We start from the raw sequence: 13675 nt of genomic DNA, 5'->3' as shown, positions 1-13675 counted from the left end.
ACGATGAAGAAACTATTTAAAGGTTTAGCAGTTGCTACTGTTCTTTCTGTTTCTGCAGGTGGCGCGCTAAACGCACACGCAGATACAGCTGCTCTAGATAAAATCCTTGAGCAAGTTAAGCAAGACCGTATCTCGTCTGGCAAAATTAACAAGCAACGTGAGCAAGAGTTCTTATCAGCTCGTGCTGACAAGCAAGCGTTATTAAAGAAAGCTCAACGTGAACTAGCGGCTGAAGAAGCTCGCGGTGATCGTCTTAAGAAGCAATACGCACAAAACGAAGCGACACTAGCGTCTAAAGAAGCAGAATTAGAAACTGCTAAAGGTACGCTTGGTGAGATGTTCGGTGTTGTACGTCGTGCTGCATCTGAAACAATCGGTTCAATCGAAGCGTCACTAGTTTCTGCTGAAAAGCCAGGACGTGAAGAAGTTCTTCGTTCTCTAGCTGCTGCTAAAGAACTACCAACTACTCGCGAACTAGAAGAGCTTTGGATTGGTCTTCAAACTGAAATGACTGAGTCTGCGAAAGTATCATCTTTCGAAACTACAGTTGCTCAGTTAGACGGTTCAGAAGTTAACGCTAAAGTTACGCGTATTGGTAACTTCAACCTTATCTCTGATCAAGGTTACTTAATTTACCACCCAGAAACTAAGCAAATCCAGCCGCTAGGTCGTCAGCCTGATGGTTACGTATTGTCTTCTGCTGAAGCGCTACGTGCTACTTCAGCTGGTTCTTACACTGGTTTCTATACAGATATCACTCGTGGTTCAATTCTACGTCTAAACACGCAGAAAGCGACTCACGAAGAGCGTTTCCACCAAGGTGGTACAGTTGGTTACCTAATCGCAGTACTACTAGTTATTGGTTTCATCATCGCGATTATTCGTCTTGCTGACCTTACACTAACTACTGGTAAGATCCGTTCACAGCTTAAGAATCTTAACACACCAAACGAAAACAACCCGCTTGGTCGTATTCTTAAAGTTTACCAAGACAACAAGTCAGAAGATGTTGAAAACCTTGAGCTTAAGCTTGATGAAGCGATTCTACGTGAAACGCCACGCATCGAAGCTGGTGTTAACATCATCAAGATCTTCGCAGCTATCGCACCTCTAATGGGTCTATTAGGTACTGTTGTAGGTATGATCGAAACATTCCAGCAAATCACGTTATTCGGTACAGGTGATCCGAAGATCATGGCTGGTTCAATCTCAATGGCACTAGTAACTACAGCTCTAGGTCTAATTGCGGCACTACCGCTAATCCTAGTTCACGCTATCGTTGCAAGCCGTTCTAAGTCTGTACTACACATCCTAGATGAGCAAAGCGCTGGTATTATTGCTGCTCACGCGGAGAAGGAGAAAGCCTAATGCTAGTCCTGATGGAGATCTGGGAATCTGTCAGGGATTTTGTGGCTACAGGCGGCCAGGTACTATATGTGGTCGCAATAGCACTCTTTCTTATGTGGGTATTAATGATTGAGCGCTATTGGTTCCTGACCAGCGTGTTTCCTAAAATGAAAAAGGGAATCATCGCTAACTGGGACGCCCGCCAGGACACTACGTCTTGGTATGCACACAGAATCCGTGAAGCATGGATTTCTGAAGCGTCTGAGAAATTAGATGAGCGTATGTTGTTGATCAAAACATTAGTAGCTGTATGTCCACTTATCGGCTTATTAGGTACTGTTACGGGTATGATCGCGGTTTTCGAAACCATGGCTACCCAAGGTACTGGTAACGCACGCTTAATGGCATCAGGTATTTCAATGGCGACGATCCCAACAATGGCTGGAATGGTTGCAGCACTATCAGGTGTATTCTTTAGCACACGTCTAGAAGCGAAAGCGAAGATGGCTAAGAATAAACTTATCGATAGCTTGCCGCATCACTAGAGAGAGATTTGAATATGGCACGTAATAAACGTATTCGTGAAGAAGATGACGCAGCGGTAGATATGACACCGATGCTCGACATCGTTTTCATCATGCTTATCTTCTTTATCGTAACAACGTCATTCGTTAAAGAAGCCGGTATTGAAGTTAACAAACCAAAAGCAGCACAAGCTACCAAGAAGAAAAATGCAAATATCTTTATTGCAATTCGTGGTAACGGTGAAGTTTGGATGGATAAGCGCCAAGTAGATGTAGAACGTGTATCTGCGAACATCGAGCGTCTATTAGCTGAACAACCTACTGAAGTCGTGATTATCCAAGCGGATAAAGAAGCGAAGCACGGTGTGGTTATGAAAGTTATGGACCAGATCAAGGCTACTGGTGACTATCTGAAGATTTCAATCGCTGGAGAAAAGTAATGATTCGTTTTCTGTTTTCACTGATTGCAGGTGGGGCAGTTACTTTCGGCTTATTTTATTTCATGGCGTTCTTGATTTCTGGCGGCGATAAACGCGCCGCCAATGACCAAGAGCAGATTGTAGTCGAAATTATGACGAATCCGCCTGAATCAAAGGTGCAGGAGAGGAAGCGTGTACCGCCTCCGCCTCCGCCGCCACCTAAGCAGCCGCCTAAACCGCAGCCGCCACAACCTGATAACTCGAGTAATAACAACTCTGGGTTACAGTTTAATATGCCATCAATTGATGTTGGTGGTACGGCAGGTGGTCTAGATGGCCCAGGCGCATTTGGCCGAGATGGTGATGCTACACCAATCGTTCGAATTGAGCCTAAATATCCGCCACAAGCTGCACGTGATGGTAAAGAAGGTTGGGTACAACTTCGCTTTACAATCGATGAAGTAGGTGGTGTAACTGATATTGAAGTTATTAACGCTGAACCAAGACGTATTTTCGACCGTGAAGCAAAGCGTGCTCTACGTAAATGGAAATACAAGCCTAAGATTGTTGATGGTAAACCACAACGTCAAGCAGGCATCGAAGTTCAACTTGATTTCAAACTTGACCAAGGTTAGGAGGCAGTATGAAAACTTTATCTAAAGTGACCGCGCTTGCCTTATTAATTTCACTTGGTGGTGCAGTTTATTCTGCACCAACTTTGGCTAAAGCAGATCCTGCGAAGATTGAAGAGCGCAAGAAACGTAAAACCAAAGTTATGGGTGAACGCACTGGTAAAAAAGTTGTTAAAGCATTTGATGTTTACAATGGCGACCAGGAAAAAGGAATCGAGGGCGATGTAGCTGGTGCGCTTCAAATGATGAAGGAAATAGAGCCTTCAGACGAGTTTGATAGAGCACAAGTTAACTACTACATGGCGCAAATGAGCTACCAGCTTGAAAAGTTTGACGACGCAATTCGTCTTGCTAAAGCGGCAGCTAAGCCAGATGTTCTTAACTTTAAAGACCAAGCAACTGTAATGAAGCTTATTGCAGACTTACAGCGTCAAGAAAAACAGTATAAAGATGCTCGTGATTCTTACTACGCTTGGATGGACTTTACGGGTGAAGAAGATGCAAAAGTTTATTTAGCAATTGCATCTATTTACTACGAAACAAAAGAGTATAAGAATATTCTTGGTCCAGCTGACCGTGCAATTGAGCTATCTAAAAAAGAGCCTATAAAAAGTGCTTACGACTTAAAAGTTGGTGCGTACGTAGAGCTTAAGCAGTTCAATAATGCGGTTAAAACAAGTGAAGAGCAAATTAAGATTTGGCCAAAAGAGTACAAACTTTGGACTCGTTTAGCTTCTTTCTACATGACAGTTGAAGACTATAAAAAAGGTCTTGCAGCTGCGAAAGTAGCAGAGCGTAACAATGCGTTAGAAACAGCTAACCATTTTAAATTCCTTGCAAGTTTGTATTCACTTAACGAAATGCCTTACCAAGCAGGTGTTACACTTGAAAAAGCGGTAAAAGCAAAGAAAGTTAAGAAAGACAAATCTACGGTTTCGACACTAGGTGCATATTTCCATAATGCTAAGCATTATAACAAAGCAGCGAAGTTCTACATTGAAGCAGCTGATTTCGATAATGACTCTGAGTTATATCGTAAAGCAGGTTCAATGTTTGTAACGAGCGAAGATTATGCACTAGCGGTTAAAAACCTTAGCAAAGCACTTGAGCTTGGCAATAAAAAGAAAGGTCAGATCCACTTAGACCTTGCAGAAGCATACCTTCAGCAAGAAAAGTACAAGCTGGCTTATCAAAATGTTCGTAAAGCGATAGATTATCCGCAAACGAAGAAATTTGCTAAGAGCTGGTCTCAGTATATTAAAGACAAAGCGATCCGTAAGGGCGTTAAAATTTAATAGCTGAACGCGCACAAAAAGCCCCAACAGGGGCTTTTTTAATGCCTAAAATTTATCGTTTATTTTCGGCAATTAATTAGGGTCTGTTGACCTTTTAAGTTCGTTTTTGCTGTAGTTTGATTAGGTCTCATACAAGACATAGGCTGCGTGGCATACTTATTCTATGTGAGTCAGCCGATAACACAGTAGAAAACCCAATCAAGCGCTGCCGAACGGTTCTTTTGAGCGCAATCGGATTAATTCACATACTCGCCACATAAGATGCATCAGCCGCAGCAGCTTTAGTCGAATATCGACATCAATATCACACTTGTTCGCTACAACACGGCGCTCAGCGCTAAATCTACTCACTACAAAGTAGCGATGGTGCTACTCTCAAAATGCTGTTTTAAATGTTAGTGAATGGTATATGTTTCTAGTTGATACGCATTTACGCCATTTTGTTCTGCATAATGAAGGGCGGTGATTGTTTTTTCAAAAATCGCGCCGGGTTCAATAGTAAGCTCTGGCTTTACGTTTACCGCACCAATGCTTAAATTGCAGTGCAATAAGCCCAGCTTTTCTTGCTCTAATAACGCGTTTTGAATGCGCGAAACAATCACTTTAGTGCCTTCGGTATCGAGCCCAAATAGCCCCATTGCAAAGCAGTGTTCGTTAAAGCGACACGTAATATCGGTGCTGCGTAGTGTTTGCTCGGTCAGAATATTACCTACTTGAATTAGTTTTGCTTTTTCAGTCTCAGAAGTGGTTCTGATATGTGGATTAAATAACAGAATAGACAAACTATCGTTATCACGTATTAACCTATGCCATTCGCGGTTAAAAATTTCCATAAAGTATGCTTGGTTGTATAATCCAGTTTCCGTATCGCGAAATGAGGCGTTTTGAAAAGAAAAAATCATAAGCGCTCTCCAGATTACCATCTCTTTTAAGGTTAGATTAAATTGATTAAATTTACGCAATTATTACTACCAATTAGTTTCGCTTTTTTATTATTTGGCTGCGATGACGCCTCAAATAATCGCTCAGAGGCCGAGTTAGTAACGTCTTTAAAGCAGCTTAATACATTACTTTACGCGTCACAGAGCGAATCTAACGACCTTTTGTGGCCTATGAGTGACCGATATTTAACGCAAAGAGATAGCCTATTTAAACAATTATTGCGAGCATCGGAAAAACCTAGCCCAGAAGCTCAACTGTTAGCGATAGAGCAGCGCTTTACCGAACGTTTCTTTCCTTGGCCGTATAATGCTAATCCGGTATTAAACTACTTACAGAGCGCGTCTCATGTTGAAGATGCCGACCTCGCGGACTTTATTGCCTTTAGTCAGCAAAAAATGAGTAATGCCTATCAAGACAAAGTTCGCCTCAGTCGCTTTGAGCTAACCGCGCTGTTACGCCAAATAGCTAACGTAAAACAACAGCTAGAGACATTCACAGCAGCAAAAGCCGCATTGACTGAGTTTGAAAGTTATTTAAAAGATTACTCACCACGTAGAAGCCCAGGCGTTGGGGCCTTACCTAATGGTAAAGATTGGTATCAAGCACGTTTAAACTATTTTACTAATGCAGCGCAAAAACCGGCGGATGTATTAAATCGCTTGTTAATAATCAAGCAAAGTGTAAACAGTGAACCACAATTTATGATTTGTCTCACAAGCGCAAAATGCGCAAATAACTCAGGCTTAGATTGGCGTACCAAATACAGTGATCGCCGCGCGGAATTTGCAGTCGTTCCGTTTGGTAGAGAACAAGCGGTAATTGCAGAAGTTGATTTCGGTATTCATGCGCAGTCATGGAGTAGTGAGCATGCACTTACAGTGCTAACCAAGCAGTTAGGTATTGATGAAGAACGCGCTAATCGTGTACTAGCTAAAATATTACAAGAGCCAGCGCTTGCGATGGTAAATATCCCATTAGGCTAACGCCTAATGGGAACATGCTTTACAGCGTTGTGTTGCTGGGTCGTTATCGAGTAACTCTAATTCAATAGGTTCTTCACAGTCTGCACAATAGCCATATTGGCCAATTTCAAATTGTGCAATTGCCGCCTCCAACTGAATTAAACGACTCAGTTTAGGTTCATGATTTAATAGAAAGTGCTGTTCCAGAAAATCTGGCCAATCGCTATAGTTAATAGCATGTAAGTCATTAACAATTGCGGGCTGAACTTGTCCATAATGTTCAATTACCTCTTTGCGTAACGCTTCCAATTCTACTTCAAGCCTACGTTTGAATAACTCAAGTGACACGGTCATTCTCATTCCCCTTTTTATTCCTAGCACCTAAGGGTGCAATATTGAATTATAGGGACTTGATAAACGCGCGATATGATATGAATCAACAAGTAGTAACTTTGTTACTCGCCTGTAAAATTTTATCGAGCACTTCTTGACTCGATTTAAGGCGTTTTATTTCTTCAAAAAAGAGGTTTGCTTCGGTGTATTGCAGTTTTAAATAGCCAAGCCACTGTTTTGTGCGACTGGCGAAGTAACGTTCACTGTTACCGCCATCACAATGCATTGATGAGTCAATTATATGATGTAGTATTTGCTGCCACGATAATGCAGTGTAATGTTCGCCATTGCGCTTGCTGACAATTTCAGCTGCTAAATCGGGCTTTGCTAACGCACCACGACCTAGCATCACATCATCACAGCCACTGCGTTGTTGGCACAATATGTAATGTTCAAAATTCCATACCTCACCGTTGGCAACTACATTGATATCAGAGGTGACTTTGAGTGGTTTTATTTTTTCCCAATAGGCAGGTGGACGATAGCCGTCACGTTTTGTTCTTGCATGAATCGCGATGCTTGAGGCGCCGGCACTGCAAACAGCATCAAAAATTTCTTGGCTTTGAGAACAGTCATCAAAACCAAGGCGAACCTTAGCTGATACCTCATCATCCACAGGCACAGCATCTCGCACAGCTTTTACAATTTGATAAATCTGCTCGGGTTCTTTGAGTAATACTGCGCCGCCTTTACTTTTATTGACTGTTTTTGCGGGGCAGCCAAAATTCAAGTCAATACCGTGAGAACCAAGCTCAACCGCACGCTGTGCATTTTCTGCAAGCACATTTGCGTGTTGTCCAAGTAATTGAATACGCACAGGGGTGCCAGATTGGGTTTTTCCCTGATTGTTTAACTCAGGGCAGTATCGATGAAATACACGAGCAGGTAATAATGCATCAACTACACGGATAAACTCAGTAACACACAGGTCAAAGCCACCAATATCGGTGAGCAATTGTCGCATATGGAAGTCAACAACACCTTCCATCGGTGCCAAAATTAGTTTCATTGTAACCCGTGTAATAGCTATCTCGGCGGCGATTTTAACGAGCTTATGAGCTAAACACTATTATTTTTTTTATTACAAGGCTAAACTGATATTGCTCAATGGGTTAGCTGTACCATAATGAGATTTACAAAACGAATTGATCAAAAAATTTAAATTTGTTTGAAAGAATATTTTTAAAAGCTAGGTCATTTTAAACAATCAAGTAAACGTAAAACGAGACAACTATGAAAACACTTAATAAAAATTCAGTAGCTTTAACAGTAGGTGCAGCAGTAATTGGTGCATCAAGCCTAGTTTCTACAGCGGCAAACGCTAACCCTTTCCAAGTTACCGCAATGCAATCTGGCTATATGCTTGACGCTGGCGAAGGTAAATGTGGTGAAGGTAAATGCGGCGGCGACAAAAAAGCTGAAAAAGAAGGCAAGTGTGGCGAAGGCAAATGCGGCGGCGACAAAAAAGCCAAAAAAGAAGGCAAGTGTGGCGAAGGTAAATGCGGCGGCGACAAAAAAGCTAAAAAAGAAGGCAAGTGTGGCGAAGGTAAATGCGGCGGCGACAAAAAAGCTAAAAAAGAAGGTAAGTGCGGCGAAGGCAAATGCGGCGGCGACCACAAAGCTAAAAAAGAAGGCAAGTGTGGCGAAGGCAAATGCGGCGGCGACCACAAAGCTAAAAAAGAAGGCAAGTGCGGCGAAGGCAAATGTGGCGGCGACAAAAAAGCTAAAAAAGAAGGCAAGTGTGGCGAAGGCAAATGCGGTGGTCACAAGTAATTAGTTAACCCTATTTCAGGCTAACTAGTCAAAAGGCCAGCTTAGCTGGCCTTTTAGTTAATTAAAGAATAAATATGTTTGGAGGGGCGGTGAATAAACACAATTTTGGAATGGTAGGGCTTGGTCTAAGACGTGAAATGCTTGACCCATTAATCGAGGACTACCCAAAGCAAATCGATTTTTTAGAAGTCGCGCCTGAAAATTGGTTAATCTTAGGTGGCGCATTAGGCAAAAAGTTTAAGCAATTAACCGAACAACATAATTTTGTGTGCCACGGGTTATCTCTTTCAATCGGTTCACCTGAACCACTTGATATTGATTTTGTTAAAGATCTTAAAGTGTTCTTCAAACAACATAATATTAAAGCCTACAGCGAACACTTAAGTTATTGCTCGGGTACAGGGCATATGTACGACCTTATGCCAATTCCATTTAGTGAAGAAGCAGCACGTTATGTCGCAGAGCGCATTCGCACAGTGCAAGATATTCTTGAAATGCCTATCGCGATGGAAAACGTATCGTATTACGCAGCTCCAGGGCAGCAAATGTCAGAGCTAGACTTCACAAACTTGGTTTTAGAAGAGGCCAACTGCGAGTTATTACTCGATGTAAACAATATTTATGTTAACGCCGTTAATCATGGTTACAGTGCTAGCGAATTTTTAAAAGGACTTCCTACCAAACGCATTAGCTACGGTCATATCGCCGGGCACTATAATGAAGCGGATGATTTAATTGTTGATACCCATGGTGCCGATGTAATAGACCCTGTGTGGCAATTGCTACGTGAGGCATACCAAATTCATGGTGTATTCCCAACCTTGTTAGAGCGTGATTTTAATATTCCGGCGATGCCCGAATTATTAGGTGAAGTTGATACCATTGCCGCAATTCAGTCAGAGAACATTAAGCGAGAAACAGCTTAATGAGTTTTCAAGCTACCCAAAATGCCTTTATGCAGCATATTCGCGACCCTGAAAATCACCAGTTTCCTGATATCGAAGATCGCCGCTTAGCAATTTACCGAGAGCTTTTCTTTAACAATGTTGAAGGCTTTGTCAGTTCTGCGTTTCCAGTACTTCAGTCGCTTTATAGTGAACAAGATTGGCTTGTTTTAGTGCGAAAATTTTTTAGCCAACATGATTGTAAATCACCTTACTTTTTGCAAATTTCTGAAGAGTTTTTGGCGTTTATATCAAATGAATATACGCGTACAGCGGCCGACCCAGAATACATGCTGGAACTTGCACACTACGAGTGGGTCGAATTGGCACTTTCAATTGCAGATCAAGATCCAAATGAAAGGGCTGTTTCCGATATTCAAACGCAGCCACTTTATTTTTCATCGCTTGCGTGGCGCGTAAGTTATGCTTACCCGGTGCAATTCGCATCAAGCGAGAATTCTGAGCTATCAACGCTTGAAGAAGGTAATCATTTGGTTATTTATCGCGACGGTGATGATGATATTCAGTTTGTTGCCATCAATGCGATAACTGCGCACTTAGTACAGTTAATAGAGTCAACGCCAAGCATTAAATTTAGTGCAGTACGCGATACAATGCAGCAAATGTTGCCCCAGTTTGATCCAGCAACATTAGAAACGGGTTTAATTACGACACTTAACGATTTAGCGCAAAAAGCGGTATTGGTCACAAAATAACACTTTTGATCTAGATCAACTTCTACTATTATATGCGGCGATTTTTCGTGCTTAAGATGTAGAGGTAATGATGGCGCACAAAGGTGATTTTAAAGACCCGTTCAATGCAAAATACTTTATTGGTTTCCTAGTTGTATTTGCAGGCATTGGTTGTTTAAATGCAATTCTAGGTTGGGCGACGCTACTAAGCGCTTAATACCATACCTTCCACATAATTTGTGATTTTAGGCCGATTTATCGGCCTTTGTTGTTTCTGCAATACCCTGTTGTGCAATAGATAATCGAAAGGGCTCGATTAATTATGCGAAGCGGAGGTTTTTTGTTTCAAACTTTGTATAATGACCTGTAATTAAAATATTGGGGAAAACCATGACTTTGTCAGTTTCAGACCTAGAACTAGTAAAAAATAGCATTGCGACTGTGCCAGATTATCCAAAACCAGGCATTATGTTTCGCGATATTACTAGCTTATTAGCTGAGCCTAAAGCGTTCCAAACCGTGCAAAAAGCACTGGTAGAAAAATACAAAAACCAAGAATTTGATGTAATTATTGGTACTGAATCTCGCGGCTTTATTTTTGGTGCACCGCTTGCACTAGAATTAGGCATTCCATTTGTCCCTGTGCGTAAGCCGGGCAAATTGCCACGCGAAACGGTATCGCAGTCGTATCAACTTGAATACGGTGAAGATACCCTTGAAATTCATAAAGATGCAATTAAAGCGGGCGATAAAGTATTGCTAGTAGACGACTTATTAGCAACAGGCGGCACTATCGAAGCAACCGTTAAATTGGTTGAAAAACTTGGTGGTAACGCAACCGACGCAGCATTTGTTATTTCATTGCCAGAACTTGGCGGTGAAGCCCGTCTAGACGGCTTAGGTTTAAACATACTTAAATTAGTTGAGTTTGAAGGCGAGTAAATGAGCTATCAAGTTCTGGCAAGAAAGTGGCGTCCACAAAACTTTCATCAGTTAGTTGGGCAGCAACACGTTAAACAAGCATTAGTAAACGCGCTTGATCAAAACCGTTTGCACCATGCTTACTTATTTACCGGTACACGTGGTGTAGGTAAAACCACTATTGCCAGAATTTTTGCAAAAAGCTTAAACTGCGAATCAGGCATTACAAGTCAGCCTTGTGGCAGCTGTAATGCCTGCGTTGATATCGAACAGGGCCGTTTTATCGACCTAATTGAAATCGATGCAGCGTCGCGCACCAAAGTCGAAGATACGCGCGAAATTCTCGATAACGTGCAATACGCGCCCACTCGCGGCCGTTATAAAGTGTACCTTATTGATGAAGTGCACATGCTCTCTAAACACAGCTTTAATGCATTGTTAAAAACACTAGAAGAGCCACCAGAGCACGTTAAGTTTTTACTTGCTACGACCGATCCGCAAAAATTACCCGTCACTATTTTGTCGCGTTGTTTGCAATTTAATTTGGCTGCATTGTCGGAAAATGAAATTGAAACACAACTAACGCATATTTTGCAGCAAGAGCAACTGGGTTTTGAACCAGAAGCGCTTAAGCAACTGGCACAAAGTGCCAAAGGCAGTATGCGCGATGCACTGAGTTTAACTGACCAAGCCATCGCTCAAACCAATGGTAATATTAGCCACCAAGCAACCAAACAAATGCTTGGTTTAATGGATATTACTTGGGCACAAAGTTTATTGATTGCGGCCATGGCCAGCGATGGTGATAGCCTATTAGAGCTAAGCGCTAAATTGGGCTTACAAAATGGTAATTATGGTGCGGTACTCGATGACTTAATTAAGCTATGTCATTTAATACTAGTGTCTAAGTTGGTGCCAAGTGCTGCGCAACTGAGCGACCAATATGCCGATTTTATTAGTGAACTGGCAAATGAAGCAGATACCCGTGAAATTCAGGTGTACTATCAGCTACTGCTAAACGGTAAAAAAGATTTAATGCTTGCGCCAACCGAGCAACTTGGCTTTGAAATGGTGATGTTAAAGTTACTGGCGTTTGAACCTGCACAAATGCAGGCACAAGCACCGGCGCAGCAAAACCAAGCTGCGCAAACACAGCCACAAGCTCAACAAGCAACACCAAGCGCACGTGTTTCGTTAAAAGAGCAATTAAAAAAACAAAAAGAAGCACTCGATAATAAACAGGTAACGCAGCAACAACCTGAGCCTGTTCAACCTGTGGTAGAAAAACCAGCACCGCTTGTTCCTGTAACAGAAGCTCCTGCAACAGAAGCTCCCGCGCCGCAAGTGCAGGCTGCACCCGTGCAATCTCAAGAGCAGCCATCTCAAGAACAATTAGAGCAGCAAGTAAATCAGCAAATGGACGACGTACTTGCACAAGCTGAGCAGTTGACATCACAATCGCCAGCGCCTGAAATGTTTGAGCAACAGCAACAGCAACAGCAACAGCAACAGCAACAGCAACAGCAACAGCAACAGCAACAGCAACAGCAACAGTTCGATAGCGCACTAGAGCCACAGCAAATGCCTGAGCAGGTGGTAAATGAGCAGCCGCCAGCGGAAGAATCGCCTCAGCCAAGCTTCGAGCAAAACTTCAATAACGAAGCAGAAGCAATCGCGAAAATTTTAGCGCGTCGCAATGTATCGGGCTCGGGGTCACTTATTCAACCGGACGGTAGCGAAACGTCAATAAAAAAGACTGAACCCCAGCAAAGGGGCGAAAACTTTGCAAAACCAAAACAAAGCCCACTTGAAAAATACCGTGGTGAAACTCAGCATGTGGCGCCGGAATTAATTGAACAATTAACGCCAGAACCAAAGCAAGAGGCAGCATCTGCCCCTGAGCCGCAAGTTATTGAAGGCTTTGAAAGCCCAATTTCACAAGAACGTTTTGCTCATCAGCAAGACGATTGGGCAAATAAAATAGAAACCATGGGCCTAGGTGGTCGCGTGCGTCAATTTGCTCTGCACAGCATTTATCAGCAAAATGGTTCAGAAGTGAGCTTGCTGGTTGATAGTGAGCAAAGACACCTTGACTCACCTATGTTGCGTGAACAGTTGCAACAAGCGCTGTCACATTTACTGAATATGCACGTTGAATTACTTATTAATTTTAACGATGTAGTAGAACAAACACCGTTTAAAATTCAGCAAAAAATTGATGCGTTTCGTCATCAACAAGCGGTGCACACCATTAAAAACGACCCAATTATCACTCAGCTCATGACACACTTTGACGCAGAGCTAGATGAAGGTACAATAAAGGCATTATAATTCTGTTGGTAGCCTAGCTGCCATGCATTAAAAGAGAGAAAAATTATGTTTAAAGGCGGAATGGGTAACATGATGAAGCAAGCGCAGCAAATGCAAGAGCGCATGCAAAAAGCCCAAGAAGAAATTAAAAATATGGAAGTAGTTGGTGAAGCGGGCGCAGGCCTTGTGAAAGTAACTATGCTAGGTAGCCACAATGTGCGTCGCATCGACATTGATGAGTCATTAATGGAAGACGACAAAGAAATGATCGAAGATCTAGTTGCAGCTGCAATCAACGATGCAGTACGTCGCGTTGAAGAAGGCTCAGCTGAGAAAATGGCTTCTGTAACTGGCGGTATGCAAATGCCTCCTGGCTTCAAAATGCCGTTCTAATTTAAAACGCATTTTATGTTTTAAAAATAGCGCCTTTTGGCGCTATTTTTTTGTCTGAAATTTAGGGATACCAAATAGTATGATCAATGCCATCACCTGCGGACGTCACTCCATATGGGTTTCCA

General features: G+C 42.3%; 16 protein-coding genes. 13 read left to right on the top strand and 3 right to left on the bottom strand.

Going from position 1 to position 13675, the window contains the following annotated elements; all coding sequences use genetic code 11:
* The first annotated feature begins 3 nt into the window (after positions 1-3).
* Genes ACXAFE_RS09055 through ACXAFE_RS09035 form a run of 5 tightly spaced genes read left to right on the top strand, consistent with a single transcriptional unit; the run spans position 4 to position 4217 of the window.
* Entirely contained in the window at positions 4-1368 is a 1365-nt protein-coding gene (locus ACXAFE_RS09055; protein WP_475151526.1) for a MotA/TolQ/ExbB proton channel family protein, read from the top strand.
* Entirely contained in the window at positions 1368-1892 is a 525-nt protein-coding gene (locus ACXAFE_RS09050; protein WP_010559752.1) for a MotA/TolQ/ExbB proton channel family protein, read from the top strand. The genes ACXAFE_RS09055 and ACXAFE_RS09050 overlap by 1 nt, the downstream gene beginning before the upstream one ends.
* Before the next feature lie 14 nt (positions 1893-1906).
* On the top strand, positions 1907-2311 hold the full coding sequence (locus ACXAFE_RS09045; RefSeq protein ID WP_010559753.1) for an ExbD/TolR family protein: 405 nt from the start codon (positions 1907-1909) through the stop codon (positions 2309-2311).
* Positions 2311-2925, top strand: a complete 615-nt coding sequence (locus tag ACXAFE_RS09040; protein WP_054979837.1) for an energy transducer TonB — start codon at positions 2311-2313, stop codon at positions 2923-2925. Before ACXAFE_RS09045 ends, ACXAFE_RS09040 begins: the two co-directional genes overlap by 1 nt.
* An 8-nt stretch (positions 2926-2933) precedes the next feature.
* Positions 2934-4217, top strand: coding sequence for a tetratricopeptide repeat protein (locus ACXAFE_RS09035; protein WP_475151523.1), 1284 nt, complete (start codon positions 2934-2936; stop codon positions 4215-4217).
* 395 nt (positions 4218-4612) lie between these two features.
* Here the strand turns inward: ACXAFE_RS09035 and ACXAFE_RS09030 are convergent, their stop codons facing one another.
* The gene (locus tag ACXAFE_RS09030; protein ID WP_475151521.1) at positions 4613-5119 is read right to left on the bottom strand and encodes a nucleotidyl cyclase domain-containing protein; all 507 of its coding nucleotides are present in this window, start codon (positions 5117-5119) and stop codon (positions 4613-4615) included.
* A 42-nt stretch (positions 5120-5161) separates the two neighbouring features.
* Between ACXAFE_RS09030 and ACXAFE_RS09025 the strand changes: the two genes are divergently transcribed.
* Positions 5162-6142, top strand: a complete 981-nt coding sequence (locus ACXAFE_RS09025; RefSeq protein ID WP_475151518.1) for a hypothetical protein — start codon at positions 5162-5164, stop codon at positions 6140-6142.
* A gap of 3 nt (positions 6143-6145) precedes the next feature.
* Here ACXAFE_RS09025 and ACXAFE_RS09020 read toward each other — a convergent pair whose 3' ends face one another.
* Positions 6146-6475: a TraR/DksA family transcriptional regulator gene (locus ACXAFE_RS09020; RefSeq protein ID WP_010559758.1), complete on the bottom strand. Its 330-nt coding sequence runs from the start codon at positions 6473-6475 to the stop codon at positions 6146-6148.
* An 82-nt stretch (positions 6476-6557) separates the two neighbouring features.
* On the bottom strand, positions 6558-7523 hold the full coding sequence (locus ACXAFE_RS09015; RefSeq protein WP_475151513.1) for a tRNA-dihydrouridine synthase: 966 nt from the start codon (positions 7521-7523) through the stop codon (positions 6558-6560).
* Between the two features lie 224 nt (positions 7524-7747).
* Between ACXAFE_RS09015 and ACXAFE_RS09010 the strand changes: the two genes are divergently transcribed.
* The 7 genes from ACXAFE_RS09010 to ACXAFE_RS08980 all read left to right on the top strand — a co-directional run bounded on the left by ACXAFE_RS09010 (position 7748) and on the right by ACXAFE_RS08980 (position 13550).
* Complete coding sequence (locus tag ACXAFE_RS09010; protein ID WP_475151510.1) at positions 7748-8287, top strand: HvfA family oxazolone/thioamide-modified RiPP metallophore; 540 nt, start codon at positions 7748-7750, stop codon at positions 8285-8287.
* 74 nt (positions 8288-8361) lie between these two features.
* Positions 8362-9213: an HvfB family MNIO-type RiPP peptide maturase gene (locus ACXAFE_RS09005; protein WP_475151507.1), complete on the top strand. Its 852-nt coding sequence runs from the start codon at positions 8362-8364 to the stop codon at positions 9211-9213.
* Positions 9213-9947, top strand: a complete 735-nt coding sequence (locus tag ACXAFE_RS09000) for an HvfC family RiPP maturation protein (protein ID WP_475151505.1) — start codon at positions 9213-9215, stop codon at positions 9945-9947. The genes ACXAFE_RS09005 and ACXAFE_RS09000 overlap by 1 nt, the downstream gene beginning before the upstream one ends.
* 67 nt (positions 9948-10014) lie before the next feature.
* Positions 10015-10143: a hypothetical protein gene (locus ACXAFE_RS08995; RefSeq protein WP_021033034.1), complete on the top strand. Its 129-nt coding sequence runs from the start codon at positions 10015-10017 to the stop codon at positions 10141-10143.
* A 173-nt stretch (positions 10144-10316) separates the two neighbouring features.
* Positions 10317-10868, top strand: a complete 552-nt coding sequence (gene apt / locus ACXAFE_RS08990) for an adenine phosphoribosyltransferase (protein ID WP_010559764.1) — start codon at positions 10317-10319, stop codon at positions 10866-10868.
* Entirely contained in the window at positions 10869-13178 is a 2310-nt protein-coding gene (gene dnaX, locus ACXAFE_RS08985; RefSeq protein WP_475151501.1) for a DNA polymerase III subunit gamma/tau, read from the top strand.
* A 45-nt stretch (positions 13179-13223) separates the two neighbouring features.
* On the top strand, positions 13224-13550 hold the full coding sequence (locus ACXAFE_RS08980) for a YbaB/EbfC family nucleoid-associated protein (protein ID WP_054980044.1): 327 nt from the start codon (positions 13224-13226) through the stop codon (positions 13548-13550).
* Positions 13551-13675 lie beyond the last annotated feature (125 nt).

Source organism: Pseudoalteromonas sp. ABV4_021 (genome assembly GCF_056159365.1).
Note: the sequence above shows the minus strand (reverse complement) of the source record. Positions and strands in the feature narration are given on the sequence as shown.

Excerpts from the sequence above, each read along its gene's own strand:
- ACXAFE_RS09055 (WP_475151526.1), top strand. The coding sequence starts at position 4 with ATGAAGAAACTATTTAAAGGTTTAGCAGTTGCTACTGTTCTTTCTGTT.
- ACXAFE_RS09050 (WP_010559752.1), top strand. The coding sequence starts at position 1,368 with ATGCTAGTCCTGATGGAGATCTGGGAATCTGTCAGGGATTTTGTGGCT.
- ACXAFE_RS09045 (WP_010559753.1), top strand. The coding sequence starts at position 1,907 with ATGGCACGTAATAAACGTATTCGTGAAGAAGATGACGCAGCGGTAGAT.
- ACXAFE_RS09040 (WP_054979837.1), top strand. The coding sequence starts at position 2,311 with ATGATTCGTTTTCTGTTTTCACTGATTGCAGGTGGGGCAGTTACTTTC.
- ACXAFE_RS09035 (WP_475151523.1), top strand. The coding sequence starts at position 2,934 with ATGAAAACTTTATCTAAAGTGACCGCGCTTGCCTTATTAATTTCACTT.
- ACXAFE_RS09030 (WP_475151521.1), bottom strand. The coding sequence starts at position 5,119 with ATGATTTTTTCTTTTCAAAACGCCTCATTTCGCGATACGGAAACTGGA.
- ACXAFE_RS09020 (WP_010559758.1), bottom strand. The coding sequence starts at position 6,475 with ATGACCGTGTCACTTGAGTTATTCAAACGTAGGCTTGAAGTAGAATTG.
- ACXAFE_RS09015 (WP_475151513.1), bottom strand. The coding sequence starts at position 7,523 with ATGAAACTAATTTTGGCACCGATGGAAGGTGTTGTTGACTTCCATATG.
- ACXAFE_RS09010 (WP_475151510.1), top strand. The coding sequence starts at position 7,748 with ATGAAAACACTTAATAAAAATTCAGTAGCTTTAACAGTAGGTGCAGCA.
- ACXAFE_RS09005 (WP_475151507.1), top strand. The coding sequence starts at position 8,362 with ATGTTTGGAGGGGCGGTGAATAAACACAATTTTGGAATGGTAGGGCTT.
- ACXAFE_RS09000 (WP_475151505.1), top strand. The coding sequence starts at position 9,213 with ATGAGTTTTCAAGCTACCCAAAATGCCTTTATGCAGCATATTCGCGAC.
- ACXAFE_RS08995 (WP_021033034.1), top strand. The coding sequence starts at position 10,015 with ATGATGGCGCACAAAGGTGATTTTAAAGACCCGTTCAATGCAAAATAC.
- apt (WP_010559764.1), top strand. The coding sequence starts at position 10,317 with ATGACTTTGTCAGTTTCAGACCTAGAACTAGTAAAAAATAGCATTGCG.
- dnaX (WP_475151501.1), top strand. The coding sequence starts at position 10,869 with ATGAGCTATCAAGTTCTGGCAAGAAAGTGGCGTCCACAAAACTTTCAT.
- ACXAFE_RS08980 (WP_054980044.1), top strand. The coding sequence starts at position 13,224 with ATGTTTAAAGGCGGAATGGGTAACATGATGAAGCAAGCGCAGCAAATG.